Genomic DNA, 17,710 nt, shown 5'->3' on the forward strand with positions numbered 1-17,710 from the left:
TATCCTCCTCTCTATATTCGCCAAGGTGAATTTACACAGAATCCGAACCGCAGTCCTTTTTACTTAGATAATTAATCGAACTGTATGGGTTTGACCGTCATCTTTCAAGACAATGACAGGTTCGAGTAACTCCGCTTCATCTAAAATGATCTTCGTGTACCCAGACATCCTGGCGTTAGGATTCTCAACAAAAATCTCATATTTTGTTGTATGATACTGATAAGTTAAGCTAAAGCCCGACCAACGGCTGGGAATACAGGGCTTTAAGACTATTGTATCTCCTTGCCGTTTAAATCCTAAAATCCCCTCTAATCCTGCTTGATACATCCACCCCGCAGCGCCAGTATACCATGTCCAGCCACCGCGTCCTACATGTGAATGAGTGCCATAGACATCAGCCGCCATAACATAGGGTTCTACTTTATAGCGATTCACTTCATGTTCAGTACGAGCATGATGTATTGGACTTAGCATCTGAAAAAGCTCGGTCGCCTTGTCCCCTTCTCCTAAAGTCGTATAGGCTAAAATAGCCCAAGCCGCTCCGTGGGTATACTGTCCTCCGTTTTCTCGGACGCCAGGAACATATCCTTTAATATATCCGGGATCAGGCAGCAACTTGTCAAAGGGCGGGGTCAACAGGAGGAGAATTCCATCATCCTTGCGCCACAAATAGTGTTCTAAAGCCAACATAGCATCCTGAACTCGAGTTGGTCTGGCGGCCCCAGACAGAACTGACCAGGATTGGGCAAGTGCGTCAATTTGACATTCCTTATTTTGAGAAGATCCCAGCGGTGTTCCATCATCGAAATAAGCACGGCGGTACCAACCTCCATCCCAACCATGCAGTTCAATATTTTTCAGAAGTTCTTCTGCAATATCTCGATAATGGACTCCCCGTTCAGAATCTTCATGAGCATCACATAAGCCAGCAAAACGGACCAAGGTCATATATAAGAACCAGCCCAGCCATACACTTTCGCCTTTACCTTTATGTCCAATTCTGCTGAAGCCGTCATTCCAATCCCCAGAGCCGATAAGCGGCAAACCGTGTTCTCCAAAACTTAAGCCCCGTTCGATTGCGCGCAGACAATGCTCATAAACCGTTCCCTGTTGATCAGAAATTCTTGGAATTGAGTATCGTTCATCTTCACCCTCTCTTAGTGGTTCATCCTCCAAGTACTCAGCCATTTCATCCAAAACACCGATGTCCCCTGTGCGCTCAATATAATGGAAGGTAACGAAGGGCAACCATAATAAATCGTCTGAGAATTTGGTTCGAATCCCTTTTCCTTTTTCAGCGTGCCACCAATGCTGTACATCCCCTTCGATAAACTGATGCCTACAATGGATAAGGATTTGATTACGAGTGACTGTTGGCTCCGTATAAACAAGGGCCATTACATCCTGAAGTTGATCTCTAAAACCGTAAGCCCCTCCTGACTGATAAAACGCAGAACGCGCCCATAATCGGCACACTACTGTTTGATAAAGCAACCAACGGTTTAAAAGCAAATTCATGGACAAATCTGGGGTCTGGATCTGAATGTTCCCTAATAACTCATCCCAATGCTGCTTGACTTCTTCAAACGAATTCTCAATCTTTTTAGGTTGTTCATAATCAGAAATGATCTGTTCTGCCTCTTGGCGATTAGCTGTTTCTCCGAATAAAAAGGTAATCGTTTTGCTTTCACCTGGCATCATTGGAAATTCCAGTCGCATTGCAGAACATGGATCAAGTCCCGCTCCAATAGATTCCGAAAAGGAATCCAGCTGTAATCCGATAGGATCTTCCAAACTTCTGTTACGTCCAATGAATTCAGAACGATCTCCAGTGAAACTTGTAACGGTAGCTCCAAAGGAAGTTAAAAACCCAATCCTTCCCATATACTCTTCTTGATAGGTGTTTTGAACATAGAAAGTGTTGCTTTCTCTGTCATACTGAGTCACCAGAAAAGGCGCTGTATGCTCTCGTACAACCCCCATGACCCATTCAACATAATAAGTTGCACTTAAACTTAAAGCACGCTCTGTAAGGTTCAACAGCGTCAGTTCCACAATCTTAACAGGCTTATCAATGGGAACAAAAAGACGCAGAGTTTGCTTCAATCCTCGACTGTAATGCTCAAAAATTGAGTATCCTTGTCCATGCCGAATTTTATAGACACCATTTTCACGTCTTGGATTTGCAGTAACAGACCAAGACTCGCCCGTTTCTTCATCTCTCAAGAATAATGCTTCACCCACTGGATCAAGAATTGGATCATTGGACCAAGGAGTTAACTTATATTCCCTGCTGTTTTGAGACCATGTATAACCAGCGCCCACTTCAGATATTTGGAAACCGAATTTGGAATTAGCAATGACGTTGATCCATGGCAAGGGGGTATTCATACCTTCCTGTAATTCAATTATATACTCTTTTCCATCTTCGCTAAATCCGCCATATCCGTTAGCAAAATGCAACGGACCATCTGATCCTTCTGTTACATCCTGCAGCATGTTAATTATGTTTTGATCATTTTGAAGAGATTGTTCTTGAGACTTCTCCGCAAGAAGCTCAGATTCCCTCGTACTTAGCTTTGCCTTTTTGCGAACTTGAACAGAGCAAGATCCCCCCTCTCCAATAAAGGTAATACGGGCTACTGTGCAGAGAAGATTAAGTACATCTGGCTGAACAAGCCCTTTTTGGAGAAGAAAGACACCACTAGGTTGATTCAAAAGATCTCGGGCATGGCCCATTGAGATAAAATCACGCAGGCTATCCTGGAAAGCCTGTACATAACCGCTCTCATCTTCGTTGAGTATTACAAGGTCAGCAAGCAGTCCTTTGAGTCTCCAATATTCATGAATTGTCAATAGTCTGCGCACCAGATCTAAGTGCTCAGCATTAGCAACTCGAACAAGGACAATCGGAAGATCTCCCGAAATCGCATAAGGCCAAAGAGCAGACTGCCCTTTGCAATTCTGTTTAATGCATTCCTCCGCATCTCTGCGACAAGGACTGAGATAAAGTAAATGTCCGCCAAGACTTAAAGCCTCATTAGCCTGTGCTGATGTCAGGTTTAAATGACGAAGTTCCATTTTACTATGTGTCCATGCTAACTCAAACGCTCTATTAACTGAGAGAGGATCACGATATTTCTCTGCAATACGGACTGCATCCTCACGGCTCTCCGCGTATCCGACAGAAAATGAGACCCGCACAGTTTGCCCTGGAGTTATTCTAACCCGCTGGCGCAGGCTCATGATAGGATCTAGCACCGCACCAACTGTATTCGACAAAGGATGGTTAGCGTCTAAGGCTTGAGGCTTGGCAAGACTTCTGCCTCGGCCAATAAAACGCGCACGATCTGTTTCGTATTGAAGGGACCCAACTTTTTCCCCTTCAGTTGCAACTGTATGCATGAGCCATAGTCTGGCTTGATTCTCACTACGTGGTCTACGAGATGCTAAAAGTGCCTCATAATCAAATTCAGTTTGAATAAAGAGGTTACCAAACGCTGGATGCGCAAGATCCTCACTTTGCCTAGCCAAAACCACTTCAAAGTAGCTTGTGACTTCGACGATTCGATCATGCTTACTATGATTTGTCAAAGAAATGCGGCGCATCTCCGCTTGGTCCTCAGGGGATACAACAACTTCGGTATGGGTAGTTATATTGCCATCCTTCCGACAGTACTCAACTTGATCCGGTGCATAGGTCACCTTGTAATCCTCGCCAGAATTCTTACAGGGTTGGTAAGTAGCTGACCATACGTCACCAGAGTTCAGGTTTTGAATATAGAAATACATGCCCCACGCATCTTGCGTGACATCCTCTCTCCAGCGCGAGACGCAAATATTTTTATAACGACTAAAGCCTGAGCCCGAATTAGTCATCATGACAGAGTATTGTCCGTTGGAAATACAATGGGCAATTGGAATAGGGCTATTTACAGTGTTTAAAAGAATGAACTGGTTTTTCTCGAGATCAAGAGTTTTGGTTTTTTGCCTGATGACTTGATGTTCATCTTCGGGCTGAGGAATAATTGACGTTACATCCGGCAACCGCTCTTGAAGCAGAAGTTCAGCAGACTGAATCAATGCTTCATTGTGTAAACGCTGTTGCATGACGTTTTTAAATAAGACATTATCGATCGCTAATAAACTCATTCCTTGATGATGGGCCATAAAACTCTGGACAAGTTTATAGGAACGTCCTACCGGGACACGTTCACTAGTAAAGTCAACTGCTTCATATAACCCAAAACGACCTCCAAAACCCTTTTGTTCCATCGCGGAGATATTCAACAATGCTTCATGAGGAGAAACCATCAGCGCCAAAAAGCTTGCATACGGTGCGATCACAAGGTCTTGAATCAGCCCGCGCTTCAGACCCAATCCAGGTACACCGAACGCCTTATACTGGTAATTCAGTTGAGGATCAAAAGCATGGAATCCTGACTCTGAAATACCCCAAGGTGCATTGTGATCCAACCCGTATTTTCGTTGGACATCAACAACCGAGTGATAAGTTTCATTGAGAAGAGTTCCCTCATAATTCCTCATCACTAAGAGTGGCATCAGAAATTCAAACATTGTTCCACTCCAAGAGACTAAGCTCCGTTTGCCTTTCGTCATTGTTAGTGAACGTCCAAGTTTAAACCAATGGCTTGGAGGAACATCCCCTTTGGCAATTGCAAAAAAGCTTGCTTGACGGGCTTCAGAAGCTAACAAGTCATAATAAGAGTTATCGAGTTTGCTATCTGAAACACGATAACCGATCGAGAAGAGCTGACGTGATTCGTCAAACAAGGGATAAAAATCTGTGGCTAAAGCCATCCCCTCAAGGTGCTGCTGCAATTCCTCCGATTTATGAATATAACCTAGAATCTTCTTGTGTGCCCATTCGATGCTCTCATTAAGTTCCGGAGGAAAATTGCCATTTCCAAGTCCGTTCGCATAGTAATCAGCAAGTCCCTTCAGGCTGAGATTATTTATAACTTGCTCATTTCCAATCCAAGGACACAATTCGCCAAGTTCTAAACAAAATGATTGAATCATGGTATCTAAACGTTGTGCCCAGTATAATCCCTCTTTGCCTAATTCACGTTCTAAAATCTGTGCTGGCCATAGTGATAATAGATTCATCCAGTTCTTAAGATTCAAAGGCTCATCTGAACCAAGAAGTTGATCCAGTGTTACTTTAAAAGAATTCAATTCTTGACGGGTATCTTCGTCAACCTCTTCAAGCAAAAGGTTATAAGTATCCTTAAGACCTCTTACAAATTGCAAATCGAGCAAAGGTTTTTCTTCAATAATCTCGGCTAACCCTGATTTTAACGTCAAAAGATACATCACAAAGTTTCCACTGTCAACTGTCGAGATATAGCGAGGTTCTAAAGGCATAAGGGTCTGAGTATCGTACCAATTATAGAGATGCCCTCTCCAATGTTCCAGCTTTCCAATAGTATTAACCATATGCTGAATATTTTCCAATACCTTTGTTGAGGGTATATATCCGAAATCCCTTGCCACCAAATTTGTTAAAAGCGCTAACCCAATATTGGTGGGTGAAGTTCGATGTGCTACGCCATTTGGTGGATCAATTTGCACATTATCCGGAGGCAACCAATGATCCTCCTCGCCAAGATATTCTTCAAAAAAAGCCCATATCTTTCTGCTAAAGCGACGCAAAACGATCTCTTCTGAAGCTGAAAGTGAGATTTTTTTATGCTGAATAGGTTCACTTACATAATGCGCAACCCAAATTGAAATGACCCAGGCAATTGTCAACGGGACAAATCGTCCTAACTTTGTTGGGAAAGCGTAGGCAATGCCCAAAACTGCCAATAAAACAAAGAGAATTACTGGCCACATCGAGCGCGACATGGTTTGCAAGCTGGCACCTATGCGTTTCTCTGCATCTGAAGCAGCTTCCCATTCTAACAGAAGTCGATGAGAAACAAACTGGCGATACAGACTTCTGACGATTGCATCCAGCATAACTAAAGCTTGATAAGGAAGAAACACGAACTGAAGAACAAACTGCTTAGCTAAGGTCATTAAGTCATGGCTTAAGTTTCCCTTCTCAGCACGGTCATTGAAAAGTTGATTAAGCAGATATAATACAATGGGCGAGAATAAACTTAGAGAGACGATTCCAACCCAAACTATTGGATCTCCAGAAAGAACCATAAATCCAAGCATAAGAAGTAACAACAGGGCAGGTGCTTCTAAACTCCTTCTCAAGTTATCGAATATTTTCCAACGTGCTAAAAATGGGATGGGCGCAAACAACCAGGGTAAGAGTTGCCAATCCCCCCTGACCCAGCGGTGTTGCCGACAGGTATAAGCGAGGTAGTTAGCAGGATAACCATCAACAAGTTCCACATCAGAAACTAACCCAGCCCGTGCATACAATCCCTCAATCAAATCATGACTGAGGATCGTGTTTTCTGGAAATGATTGATCCGTTACTTTATGGAAAACATCTACATCATAAATTCCTTTTCCAGTAAAAATACCTTCGCCAAACAAGTCCTGATAAACATCCGATACTGCTGTAGTATAGGGATCAACTCCAACTCTTCCCGAGAAAATTCTTGCAAAATTAGAAGCGCCAGCTTTAAGAATTGATACGCCCACTCGCGGTTGAAGGATCCCGTAGCCTTGAACCACCCTTTTTCCATCTGAGCTAAGTTGAGGTGAATGCAAAGGATGAGCGATTGTTCCAATGAGTCTCTTAGCAATTCCCCGCGGCAGCTGGGTATCTGCATCAAGTGTGATTACATAACGAATGGTTGACAGTATGGAAAGTTCTCCAATTTGAATATCATAACTTGTCGTTCCTTCTTGACGCAGAAGTCGATTGAACTCGACTAGTTTCCCACGTTTGCGCTCCCACCCCATCCATACGCCTTCAGATTTATTGAAGAGTCTTCTTCTATGAAAGAAATAGAATCGATTGTCGCCATATTTGCTGTTTAATTTCTCGATGGAACTCACTGCCGCCGAAACAATTTCTTTATCCTCTGGAACACTTTCTGTCGCTGCGTCTGCAAAATCACCCAGAAGAGCGAAATATAAGTTCTCATCTCGATTGGCAAGATAATATACTTCAATTTCGCTGACAAGTTCAATAACCCTGTCAACATTTGTTAAAAGTGTAGGAATTGCAACCATAGTCCGTAATTTTTGAGGTATTCCTTCCCTTAATTCAAATTTTGGCAGGAATGATGGACGAAATAGTTCAGAAGCCATCCAGTTCACTAAGGGGATGACAATACTGCTCGCCCAAATAAACAACGCTATAACTAAGGGAATATAACCAAGGGAAATGGGTGTCTTTACGAGCGCGTATACTAAGGCCAAGGTGAATAGAGTGCCTGCTCCAATCAACAAACTTCCGAAATAATATAAGTTAGGTTGCTTGCGTATTTTGCGCCGGACCTTACTCCAGAAGTCCCTTGACTTTCCAAAATCTTTTTCTAATTCTTGTTCGAGTTCTTCTCGCCCTGCTCCAATCAGATAAAACCCGACATGCGACGAGACAGCATCCCCTTGTTCATATGCCCCTTCTGCCTTCACTAAAACTTTTCGAGCTACAACTAACTCAGACACTTTAAATTTTCTTGAAATCTTTTCTACACAATGGCGATAGAAATCACGCGACTGAAAGTCCATTTGGCCATAAACTCTACTTGGGTCCTTTCCAAATATACCTTCCACTAAACTGACTTCTTCAAAAAAATGGGGCCAGTCTTCAGCATTAACGAAATGAATGCTCAAAATTGCGTGACCCATTGACACTTGATACATGGTCTGACGTTGGCGTTCCAGTTTTGCCAGTTCTTCAATTGTGGTATCTTGTTTGGCTACAGCACGATCTACCCATTGTAACAGTGGGCCTACATCCGCACCAACCTCCCGAATTCGCTTTAGGATCTGTTCTGCATAAGAAGAGGAATATTCTTCTTGAGGACTTAACGTTTTTAATAGTTTTTCCCATTCTTCCGACCCGTGTTCTGATTCCAGTAGGGGCATAACCCAATGATCGGCTGTTTCTCTTTCTGCTTGAGTATAAAGTATTTGTTCCGTTAACCTGCGAATATTTTCCAAGAGGATAATACGCAACATAATGGGAATTGCCCATAGTTCTCCGCTAGATAAGGGCACTTGAACCTGATAAGCGTTAATAAAGGCTTTCAGCGTTTCACTTTGCAATTGACTGTCCGTGTGTTCAATAAGTTCAATCAACAGTCCATAAATTCGCGGGTATCCTTCGAAATCGCCCGTAGAATTTTGCGGTAATTGACGTTCGAACTTTTGAGGAAGGCTGTTTTGAATTTCTACTCTCAAGTCTTTTAAACTATAAAAGTTATCCAATAACCATTCAGTGGCAGGTACACTGTCTTGTGTTCTCGATGAATAATCAGCAATTTCATGGTAAGCCTGTTCTAAGAATTTCATATTCTGTTTTACTCTGGGCATCAATGATCGTTTTAGCTGACTAGTCCCCTGATTAACATTTGATCGAGCAATCTCTTCAGCATGACTGAGTAAATCTTCGCCGTTAAGAACAATATCTTTATAAGGCTTATTCTTTCTTAAAGATTGTGTGAAAAACTTCATTCTCCGTCTCCGTCTTAATTTTTAATACATCATTTATGCATTATTCCCATTTCCCCTTACTTCATTCATACATAAAGAAACACCCTTGTCATGTGACAAGGGTGTTTCTTTATATTTATCATCCAAATCGTTCATCAAATTCTTCCAGAGTTAAGAGTACTTGCCTCGGTTTACTTCCTTCATAAGCTCCTACAACCCCTTGTTCTTCCAGCATATCCATTAATCTGGCTGCCCTGGTATAGCCTAATTTCAACCTGCGTTGAAGAAAGGATACACTAGCCATGCCTGTCCTAATGAATAGATGCCCGGCGTCGAGGAACAAAGCATCATCAGGTCCATTCCCCTCTTCGCTCTTAACAGTAGTTTCTGCAAAAAGTCTTTCTGGGTCAAGATACTCCGGCGTGCCCATTTCCTTCCAATGCATAATTACTCGCTGTACTTCTTCATCCGTTACCAAACACCCCTGTACTCGAAGCGCCTTATTTACTCCCAAGGGAGAATAAAGCATGTCTCCTCTGCCAAGCAGTTTCTCTGCCCCAGTGGCATCAAGAATAGTACGGGAGTCAATTTGAGATGAAACTGCAAAGGATATTCGACTAGGTATATTGGCTTTGATGACTCCGGTTATTACATCAACCGATGGACGTTGCGTCGCAATCACTAAATGAATCCCTGCCGCCCGAGCCATTTGAGCCAGACGACAAATTGCTTCTTCTACTTCCCCCGCCGCAACCATCATCAAATCAGCGAGCTCATCAATAATCACTACCACAAACGGTAAGGCCGGTGTATTTCTTGAAGTCTCTGCTGCTTTTAAGCGATTATACCGTTCAATATCTCGAACCCCTGAAGCCGCGAAGAGTTCGTATCTATTTTCCATTTCTTTAACAATCCATTTTAAAGCACTTGCAGCCTTTTTGGGATCGATCACAACGGGAGCCAATAAGTGAGGAATACCATTGTATTGACTCAGCTCGACCATCTTGGGGTCTACAAGCAGGAGCTTTACTTCATCCGGTGTTGCATTGAAAAGCAGAGAATTAATAATCGTCGTAATGCAAACACTTTTCCCCGAACCAGTAGCACCCGCTACCAGCAGATGAGGCATTTTTATTAAATCAGCAATAATCGGTTGATCCGCAATATCCTTTCCTAGAGCAACTTTGAGCTTCGAAGAGTATTGTCCAAAGCTAGCAGTTTCTAACACTTCTCTAAAGGGTACCGAAAGCGCCTGTTTATTCGGGACTTCAATACCTATTGCCGCTTTTCCAGGGATCGGAGCTTCAATACGGACATCCCGCGCCGCAAGCGCAAGCGCAATATCATCCGATAAATTGACAATTTTACTAATTTTTACTCCTGGTGCAGGCGCTAACTCATAACGGGTAATAACAGGTCCCCTTGTCACACGAATTAATTTGGCTTTTACTCCAAAATCGAGAAGTACTTTTTCAAGTTGTCTCGATGTTTCCGTATCTTGAATGATTGTTCTGTGTTGCAACGGTTCCAATAAATTGAAATTGGGAAACTCCCAGTGCTTGACAACTTCAGCTTTATGATCGAGGACTTGCGGCGCTTGCTCTACTTGTGATATTTGTGCTATTTGTGCCGCTTGTGCTATTTGCTCCACTTGCTCCACAAATTCAAATATTAAAGCAGGCTCTTCGGCCACAGGAGCAACTGCAAGCTCTGACATTGGCACCCTCTCAACGGTACAGGCCGTCTCCAGAAGGGCCTCTGTAAGTGCTGATGTATTCCATGCAACTCCTTTGACAGTTTGCTCAGTTAGTTCTCCATAGCCAGTTTCCGGCCTTTCTGAATCTGAATCTGAATCTGTTGTTGTCTCTAATACTGTCTCATTTTTAGGTATTGGAATATCAATGGCTTGGGATGTCCCCCCCCCCCCTGCTTCACTGCTAATTCTGCTGTCTTCACTCCGATTTTCAACAAAATCAAGTTTCTCGTTTAGAGGATTTTCATCCTCCTTGAATTGGGATAAGAATTCTTCTTGTTCTGTTTTCGACTTAAACACAGTTGAATAGCTTGCTGGTTTATCTGTAGGTATTTTCGATAACTTTGCTGGCTCAAAATATTTATGATCAGAGCTTCTAACCTCTAATCTTACTTCTTGATCTACTTCTGTGAAATAGTCATTAAGCCCTTTTAAAATGGTCATGTTGCGGCGTTTCGTTGGAAAACCGGATTCTCCTGTTCCGAAATAAGATGGGAAATCTCTTCCTATCTCCTGCATTTCTTCACTCATTTGGGCATCTTTATCCTTCATTTCTACCCATTCTGGTGAATTGAAATATTGATTAAACCCTTTTAAGCTTACAATTTTCCCTGCAGGAAGAGGAATGACATTAGAGTCTTGCGATTTATCTTTACTTCTTCTCTCCTGGCGTTTCTGATTATTTGGTATCTTAGAGTCATCCTTAGGTGACCTTTCCGAACTTATAGACGATTCAGTCGTAATAGTAGATGCATAAATCCAGAGTATAATCCCTATTATAAAACATAAGAAGGGCCCAGCCCAGGCTAGACCTCCCATAGTCAAAGTAAAGAAAGCATCAACATGTTTTCCGATGGATAAACCGAAAGCGCCCAGCAAGCCTAAGATCGATATAATTAATAATAAAAGTGCACTAAATTTAAGCCAAAAAGAACTGTTTTTTCTCCTTTTCGACATATCTTCCACCTCCTCCATTGTATTCATTATGGTAGATGCGCTAGGCGAATGTCAAAAGGTTTTTTTGATTTTCGAACTAATAACTTAACAGCACCCCTTTATGCTTAGGTAATGGGTGGAAGATTTCATGAGATATTTCCCCATTTAAATCTAAATATACATTACCAGTATAGAGAAAATCTCCTTTTACCCAATATCTTAAATCCAAAAATTCAACCCTGCACTCTTCATTATCTAAATAATGAGCAATTACATGATAATGAGGAGTAAATTGGCTAAATATTTCAGCTACATTTCCTTCTAAGGCATTGGTAACTGAGGGATTATCCTCGGTCAATTTAGGCAACGCACGACAGATCGATGGTATTTGATTTCGGATAACCCCAAAACTCACATGTTCCTCTTGGAAAAGTATAAAATTCCAGGTAAAAGGATGGTACATCGCAGGAATAACCTTAACTTGATCTTTTTCCTTCAAATGATAAATAATCCTTAAACGATCTCTTATCTCAATTCTCCCTAAGTGGCGAAATCCTAAATATATCGCACTAAGCGCTAAAGCAATAAACGAGGAGTTTCTTGCTAACTCAGGTGTAATCAGGGAAATAATTAAAGACAATAGCATAGAACCTAGTACCACAGGGTCTGAAAGCATAATCATATCCACAGTAATTTTTTTCCGTGAAAAAGGCCATAAGAGCTCTGCACCAAAAGAATTTAATAAGTCCATTATTCCGTGAGACATTGTTCCTATCAAAGTCCAAAAGAACACCGTTGACCATGAGGTGGTTGGGAAAAACAAATAAAGGCCAGTGCCGAGTCCTAGTGCCGAAGTGGTCAAGGCAATCAACGAATGACTTGCTCCCCTATGTTTTAATAGATAATTCAAGCGACCTTTTGCGTGAGCTATAATATCTAAATCAGGGAGCATTGCACCTAATGTGCAACCTAAAAAAACAGGATCAGTCAATTGCATTGGGTGACCCGACAAGGTACTGAGTGCAATTCCAATTAAGCCATGTGTTATCGGATCCAACAGCTCACCTTCTCTATCTTTTTTAGACTGGCTTGGCGCTAGCCAAGTTTTCTGAAGCATCAATATTATCCTTAAATAATACAGTCCTCATTATAGCATGACTTTCAATCGAAAAATATAATGTCTTTTTATTTCTCTAATTTCCATTTTATGTTCACATTTATAATGTGTAGCATTATAGACTAATCTTTTAAAATTTATCGAGCGTCATGTGGATTATTAGCCACAAAAAATGAGCCTTCATCATACTTTGCCAGTACAAATGAAGGCTTCTAAGATCAATAATACCTATGTTAAAAGGTTAGAGCTAAAGCTTATTTTGCTGAGTGTGCCGCGACTTTTATAGAGTTATTGACCTCGTGAATTTCAGGAATATATTGAATCATCTTTCCTGCCCATTCCCGATCCTCTTCTGAGTACACTTCTCCGGTTAGAAAAGCAATTCCATCTTTAACAAAAGCGCGAATTTGTCCAGAATTCAAGCGGTGTTGGCCAAGCTTAGAGACTAACTGTTCGGTTAACCACAAATCCTCCCCTTGAGATTGATGACGAGCAAGTATTTCGCTAACCACGGCTTTTACTCCAGGCACTTTATAGGCCGTATCAACAGCCCATTCTATTTCCTCAGGAGAGTCAACAAGTCCAGTGAGGGTAATCAGACCATTTCGAGCTGCAGTCTTAATCTCATGAGCATCTACCCAAGGAGAAGCAACCATTGCAGTTTCAACACGATTAACTAAAGTCGCATCGTCAACTGCCTTTTGTAAAAACTGAATTTCACTCCGTATTTCTTTAACTCCCCGTATTTGGGAGGCCAGGCGTTTAGCAAATCTCTCCTCACTTTGAGTCTCCATATGCCCCAGTAAGGTGACTATACCCCGGCTTACTCGACAACCCAAGTGAGCGATATCCTCATAACGAGATCCTTGAAAACGTTCAATTATATCCCCCTCGATGTCTTTATCCAAGATGTTTCCGTCAGTAGCTACAGTCAGAGAATTATCCAGTTCTCGAACCCCGGCAATTCGTCCGATACGGCTTGCAAAAAAGTCTTTTTCTACGAGGCTGTCCACTGTTCCCCACAGTGTAACCTTATCCCCTCTGACCTCAACGTGAATTCCTTGAGCACTTTCTCCGAAATGAGTTTGAATTAGTTTCTTAATATCCTTCAGGACATCTTTTTCAGAACGTGAATTATGCATATATCTTCCCTCCACCATGAAAAGTGTTACTACTCTCACATAGAGGGTATTTTATCCCAAGACTTCTCCTTTTAACCGAAAACTATGATGATTTTCAGGTTTTACAATTTGAAAGGTTTGCTGCGAGTTTTTCTAACCGATGCAATTGATCTCTTAACCCTAAGACGATCAAAAGATCCCCCTGGGATAATTGATCTCCAGCGCTAGGATTGCTGATTACCTGATCGCCTCGCAAAATGGCAAGTACCATTGCCCCTGTCTGCTGTTTAATTCCACTAGTGAGTAATGTCTCTCCAATTAAGCAGGATCCTTCATCAATTTTCAGTTCAACCATTTCGATTTCAATATTGTGATCATGGATCACAGTTTCGAGATATTCCACACTAATAGGTTTCAACATCGACATCGCCATTCTCCAACCACTTAGTGTTGCCGGAGAAATTACTTTATCAGCACCTGCTCGCAGTAACTTTTTCTCAGACTCCGGGTGATCCATTCGGGCTACTACCTGAATATTGGGATTCAGTCCTTTCGCTGTTAATGTGACAAAAACATTTAGAGCATCTTCTGGGAGAGCTGAGATAAGTCCCTTAGCCTTCTCAATGGAAGCCATAATTAAGGTTTCATCATGAGTTGCATCACTGTTAATAACCAAAAAACCTTCTTCAATTAATTCGTTAGCCAGATCTTCTTTTTGTTCTATTACAACACATTGAGCCCCCTCTTTACGAAGGCGGTAAACGACTTGCCTGCCCACACGTCCTGCACCGCAGACAATAACATGATCTTGCACTTGTTGAATTTTTTTATTCATTTTCCTTCTCCAATATACACCAGCTAACTGACCTTCAATCAGAAAGGCCATTAATAGTCCAGCAAAATATAACATGACCCCGACTCCGCTCAGCATCATGAAAATCAGAAAGATATGCCCGGCGTCGGTTTGTGGTTCGATATCTCCAAATCCAACCGTCGTAACTGTCTGAACCGTAAGATATATTGCTCTAGCTAAACTAAGATGTTCTGTTACCATGAGGCCGGCTGTCCCCACTATTAGTGTGACAACTAAGGCGATAAATGCGATCCAAACCCTCCTAACCAACAATTTGCTCCTTTCTGTCGAGCCTAACATTAATTACGTACAGATTAAATTGTTAAGTAAGACCTTAGCTTAATAACGCTGTCATAGGGAATATCCATTTGACCCAGTTTTACATACCCTGAAGGTCCATGATAATCACTGCCGCCTGTTGCAATGATCGCAAAGTTTTCAGCAACCTCAGTATAGTATTTTATTAACGCTGATTGTCTTTCCCAATACCCATAGTATACTTCAAGTCCTATAGGCCGGTAGGCTAACAGAGCGAACACTATCTGGGGATCCCAAAGCAGTCCTGGATGAGCCACCACTGGCAGTCCGCCGCAAGAAAATATTAGATCCACTGCATCCTCAAAGGCGTGGTTTAAATAGGGTAAATAGGCAACTCCCCCCGGCCGGAAATGAGCGGCTATTTCTCGCCAATTTTTCTTAGTGTTGCCATCTTCCTGATGATAAATGGCCCTCATAATATGCCCTTTAGTAACAGCTCCATTTGCTCCGACTTCCTTCTCAACATCTTGCCACTTTAGAGAAATTCCACTGTTTTTCAAGCATTCAACCATGTCATGGGCTAAATCAGTACGCTGTGCTCGAAGTTCCTTTAAACGTTCTTGCAGGACCGGATGATTCACGTCATTGAAATACCCAAGCAGATGCACTTCATGCCCGTGATAGCTCGTTAGCAATTCTACCCCAGGGATAATTATAATATCTAGTTCTTTAGCAAGACTTTCAGCCTTGTTAATAGCTTGTGTACTTTCATGGTCCGTAATGGCCAAGGTTTGGATTTTATTAGCATGCGCAAGGTTAATGACCTCTTCTACGGAAAGCAATCCATCAGATTCATGAGTATGAATGTGTAAATCGGACCTCAAAAACACCCCTCCCTCATTAGCTTTTTGCTTTATGGATTATTATAACCCTTGCCATAAATCCACAAAGTGATCATAGACATACTTTATTATAGTATGCCTATTCTTGTTTTTCTTCAAAAATCCTGCCTGCTTATTTCTAAATTAAATTCAATTTCCAAAGAATCTTCGGAAAGCATATTGACACATTCACCTTTTTCCGATATAATTCACTTCGTTGCAAAAAATATAGGGGATTAGTTTAATGGTAGAACAGCGGTCTCCAAAACCGTCAGTGGGAGTTCGACTCTCTCATCCCCTGCCAAACAAAAAATGAGACACCGCAAGCGTTTGCGGTGTTTTTTATTTTGCTCTTTAAGTTGTTGAATGCTCGTTTGGGGACTATTTGGGGACTAAAGTTACAATAGGATACCAAATAGTATAATACATGAGCAATCAAAAAGACCCCCATCGTCCAATGAGAGTCTTAGTTCAATATGACCATGTGGTGGATGATAGACTAATCTTCAGTTATAAATTGCTTGGCAAAATCAAATATTGGTAAGATTAGTCTCAAAAACTCCCCCTCTGGGAGGGTTTTATAACTAAATACTGACCCATCTTTAGTCAGAAGAAGTCTAGAAGGTTCTAGGTCACGATCGTCATTAGGATAATCAACTCGCATTGCGGATATAAGTCCGTTTGTTTCATAACGACCCCAATCTTCACTGGTAGATACGTCAATTCCACCTATATAGGCGACATCTACATTTAATAGTTGTATACGACTAAACCACCCACCTTTTATCTGCGGTCCCTCTGCTTGCAAGTCATATGAAGCCTTCATTCTAAGAAGGTCTATGCCTACAGGTCTTGCTCTAAGCTGACTCTCGTTGGCATCCACCGGCATCCATGCTCGTAAACGTTTGAATGCAGCATTAAAAACTTGTTTAGAAGAATAGGCGCTAATTAGCCATTGTCGCTCATCATCTACAAAAGCTGGAAATAGATTTTCATTTGCAATGTGTATTAGATCATCAATCCTACCTTGTTCTTCTGAGTACCCTATTCCTGCAAACTCACGCCCTGTATCGTGAGCGATTTGTAATTTTGTTAAGTCTCCATACTCACTCTGACCCAGTAATTCCACTTTTGTCCTTAAAGTAATATCTGTCTGAGGATTGAATGTAACTGGAATAGTCTCAATTGGTAGACTAGTAGGATATCGCTCAATGCGAAATAGTTTAGCTGATATCGGCATAACTCTTTCTCCTTCTCCTTAAATTGACAATTTAAAGAGAAGATTCTTCACGCTAATAACCAAGTCCTGCCTGTTTGGGGAAAAAACGTATATTCTTTTTTCACTAGCATGTAAATTGCATCGACCCGGTCTTTTTTGTAAATTGAATTGATCTACTTCTTGGCTTTCTATGCCTCTTATAAAGAGTTTTTTAAAATAATCGTGATCTTGTTCTCCAGATTTAATCTCAAGTGAGAATTTTCTTTGTTGAATATTTGTAAGTGATTCTTCTAAGCCAGCGAAAACACTACTTATAAACTCATCTAAAACTTCTTTAGTTTTTCGATATCTTACAAGTGTTTTTCCGTTTACAGTAAAATGAGTTATATCGTTATTTTCAAGATCCTCAATACTATCTCCCTGGGATTTTGTAAACACGAGATTTACCCCTAAATTATCAAAAGTAATGATACTTTCCATATTCTTTTTTCGTGAGAAATATTGTATATCTTGCGTATTTATCTTTAGATTCTTATTTTGGCTAATTGCCTTGCCAACCAAATTTCTTAAAAATTGTTCATCGATAATTGTAAGAGAAGCGGATGGCACCATAAAATCAGCAGTATAATTCCAAGAAAATTGGATGTTTGTAAACCAAAAATGCATGAATAGTAGTAATTTTTTTATTGGCTCAGAATTTTGTATTAGTGTTTGGATAAATGCAAAAAACACCGTAATAGTTGCCAGATCAAGACCATTAATCTTAACCACTGTTACTAGTCTATACACAAAAATAACAAGGTATAAAAGTAGCAACAAAACCCACCAGTATTTTTTTATTTGCTTAAACACCAGTACTGCTCACCTCTCCTTGATTCAAAAGTGTTTTTCTTTGTATATTCCCCGTAAGCTAAAAAATTACCTGCTATTAATTGTCGAAAGTAAACTTTATTTTATTATCGCATCTCTTTAAGACATTT

The 17,710-nt window shown here is 41.2% G+C and carries 8 protein-coding genes and 1 tRNA gene; 1 reads left to right on the plus strand and 8 read right to left on the minus strand.

The features are described from left to right. Positions 1-63 precede the first annotated feature (63 nt). The 6 genes from BUB11_RS07740 to BUB11_RS07765 form a co-directional block, all read right to left on the minus strand. Positions 64-8,613: a glycoside hydrolase family 94 protein gene (locus BUB11_RS07740; protein ID WP_073029141.1), complete on the minus strand. Its 8,550-nt coding sequence runs from the start codon at positions 8,611-8,613 to the stop codon at positions 64-66. 118 nt (positions 8,614-8,731) lie between these two features. Continuing rightward, the gene (locus BUB11_RS07745) at positions 8,732-11,302 is read right to left on the minus strand and encodes a DNA translocase FtsK (protein ID WP_073029143.1); all 2,571 of its coding nucleotides are present in this window, start codon (positions 11,300-11,302) and stop codon (positions 8,732-8,734) included. A 76-nt stretch (positions 11,303-11,378) separates the two neighbouring features. Continuing rightward, positions 11,379-12,398 carry a metal-dependent hydrolase gene (locus BUB11_RS07750; RefSeq protein ID WP_073029145.1) on the minus strand — a complete coding sequence of 340 codons (1,020 nt, stop codon included), beginning with the start codon at positions 12,396-12,398 and terminating at the stop codon, positions 11,379-11,381. A gap of 254 nt (positions 12,399-12,652) precedes the next feature. Beyond that, the gene (locus BUB11_RS07755) at positions 12,653-13,540 is read right to left on the minus strand and encodes a BON domain-containing protein (protein WP_073029146.1); all 888 of its coding nucleotides are present in this window, start codon (positions 13,538-13,540) and stop codon (positions 12,653-12,655) included. A gap of 94 nt (positions 13,541-13,634) precedes the next feature. Beyond that, complete coding sequence (locus BUB11_RS07760; RefSeq protein WP_242947491.1) at positions 13,635-14,642, minus strand: potassium channel family protein; 1,008 nt, start codon at positions 14,640-14,642, stop codon at positions 13,635-13,637. Between the two features lie 44 nt (positions 14,643-14,686). Then, positions 14,687-15,514 carry a PHP domain-containing protein gene (locus BUB11_RS07765; RefSeq protein WP_073029150.1) on the minus strand — a complete coding sequence of 276 codons (828 nt, stop codon included), beginning with the start codon at positions 15,512-15,514 and terminating at the stop codon, positions 14,687-14,689. Between the two features lie 227 nt (positions 15,515-15,741). On the opposite strand from BUB11_RS07765, the gene BUB11_RS07770 reads away from it, so the two are divergent. Then, positions 15,742-15,815: transfer RNA gene (locus BUB11_RS07770), tRNA-Trp, on the plus strand. Positions 15,816-16,010: 195 nt separating this feature from the next. On the opposite strand, the gene BUB11_RS07775 is transcribed toward BUB11_RS07770, so the two are convergent. Both BUB11_RS07775 and BUB11_RS07780 read right to left on the minus strand, forming a co-directional pair. Beyond that, the gene (locus BUB11_RS07775) at positions 16,011-16,751 is read right to left on the minus strand and encodes a hypothetical protein (RefSeq protein ID WP_073029152.1); all 741 of its coding nucleotides are present in this window, start codon (positions 16,749-16,751) and stop codon (positions 16,011-16,013) included. Positions 16,752-16,769: 18 nt separating this feature from the next. Then, complete coding sequence (locus BUB11_RS07780; RefSeq protein ID WP_073029154.1) at positions 16,770-17,582, minus strand: hypothetical protein; 813 nt, start codon at positions 17,580-17,582, stop codon at positions 16,770-16,772. Positions 17,583-17,710 lie beyond the last annotated feature (128 nt).

Origin of the sequence: Desulfosporosinus lacus DSM 15449 (genome assembly GCF_900129935.1) — a bacterium.
Lineage (GTDB): Bacteria > Bacillota > Desulfitobacteriia > Desulfitobacteriales > Desulfitobacteriaceae > Desulfosporosinus > Desulfosporosinus lacus.

Bases quoted from the DNA above. Each gene is read 5' to 3' on its own strand.
- BUB11_RS07740 (WP_073029141.1), bottom strand. From the start codon at position 8,613: ATGAAGTTTTTCACACAATCTTTAAGAAAGAATAAGCCTTATAAAGAT.
- BUB11_RS07745 (WP_073029143.1), bottom strand. From the start codon at position 11,302: ATGTCGAAAAGGAGAAAAAACAGTTCTTTTTGGCTTAAATTTAGTGCA.
- BUB11_RS07750 (WP_073029145.1), bottom strand. From the start codon at position 12,398: ATGCTTCAGAAAACTTGGCTAGCGCCAAGCCAGTCTAAAAAAGATAGA.
- BUB11_RS07755 (WP_073029146.1), bottom strand. From the start codon at position 13,540: ATGCATAATTCACGTTCTGAAAAAGATGTCCTGAAGGATATTAAGAAA.
- BUB11_RS07775 (WP_073029152.1), bottom strand. From the start codon at position 16,751: ATGCCGATATCAGCTAAACTATTTCGCATTGAGCGATATCCTACTAGT.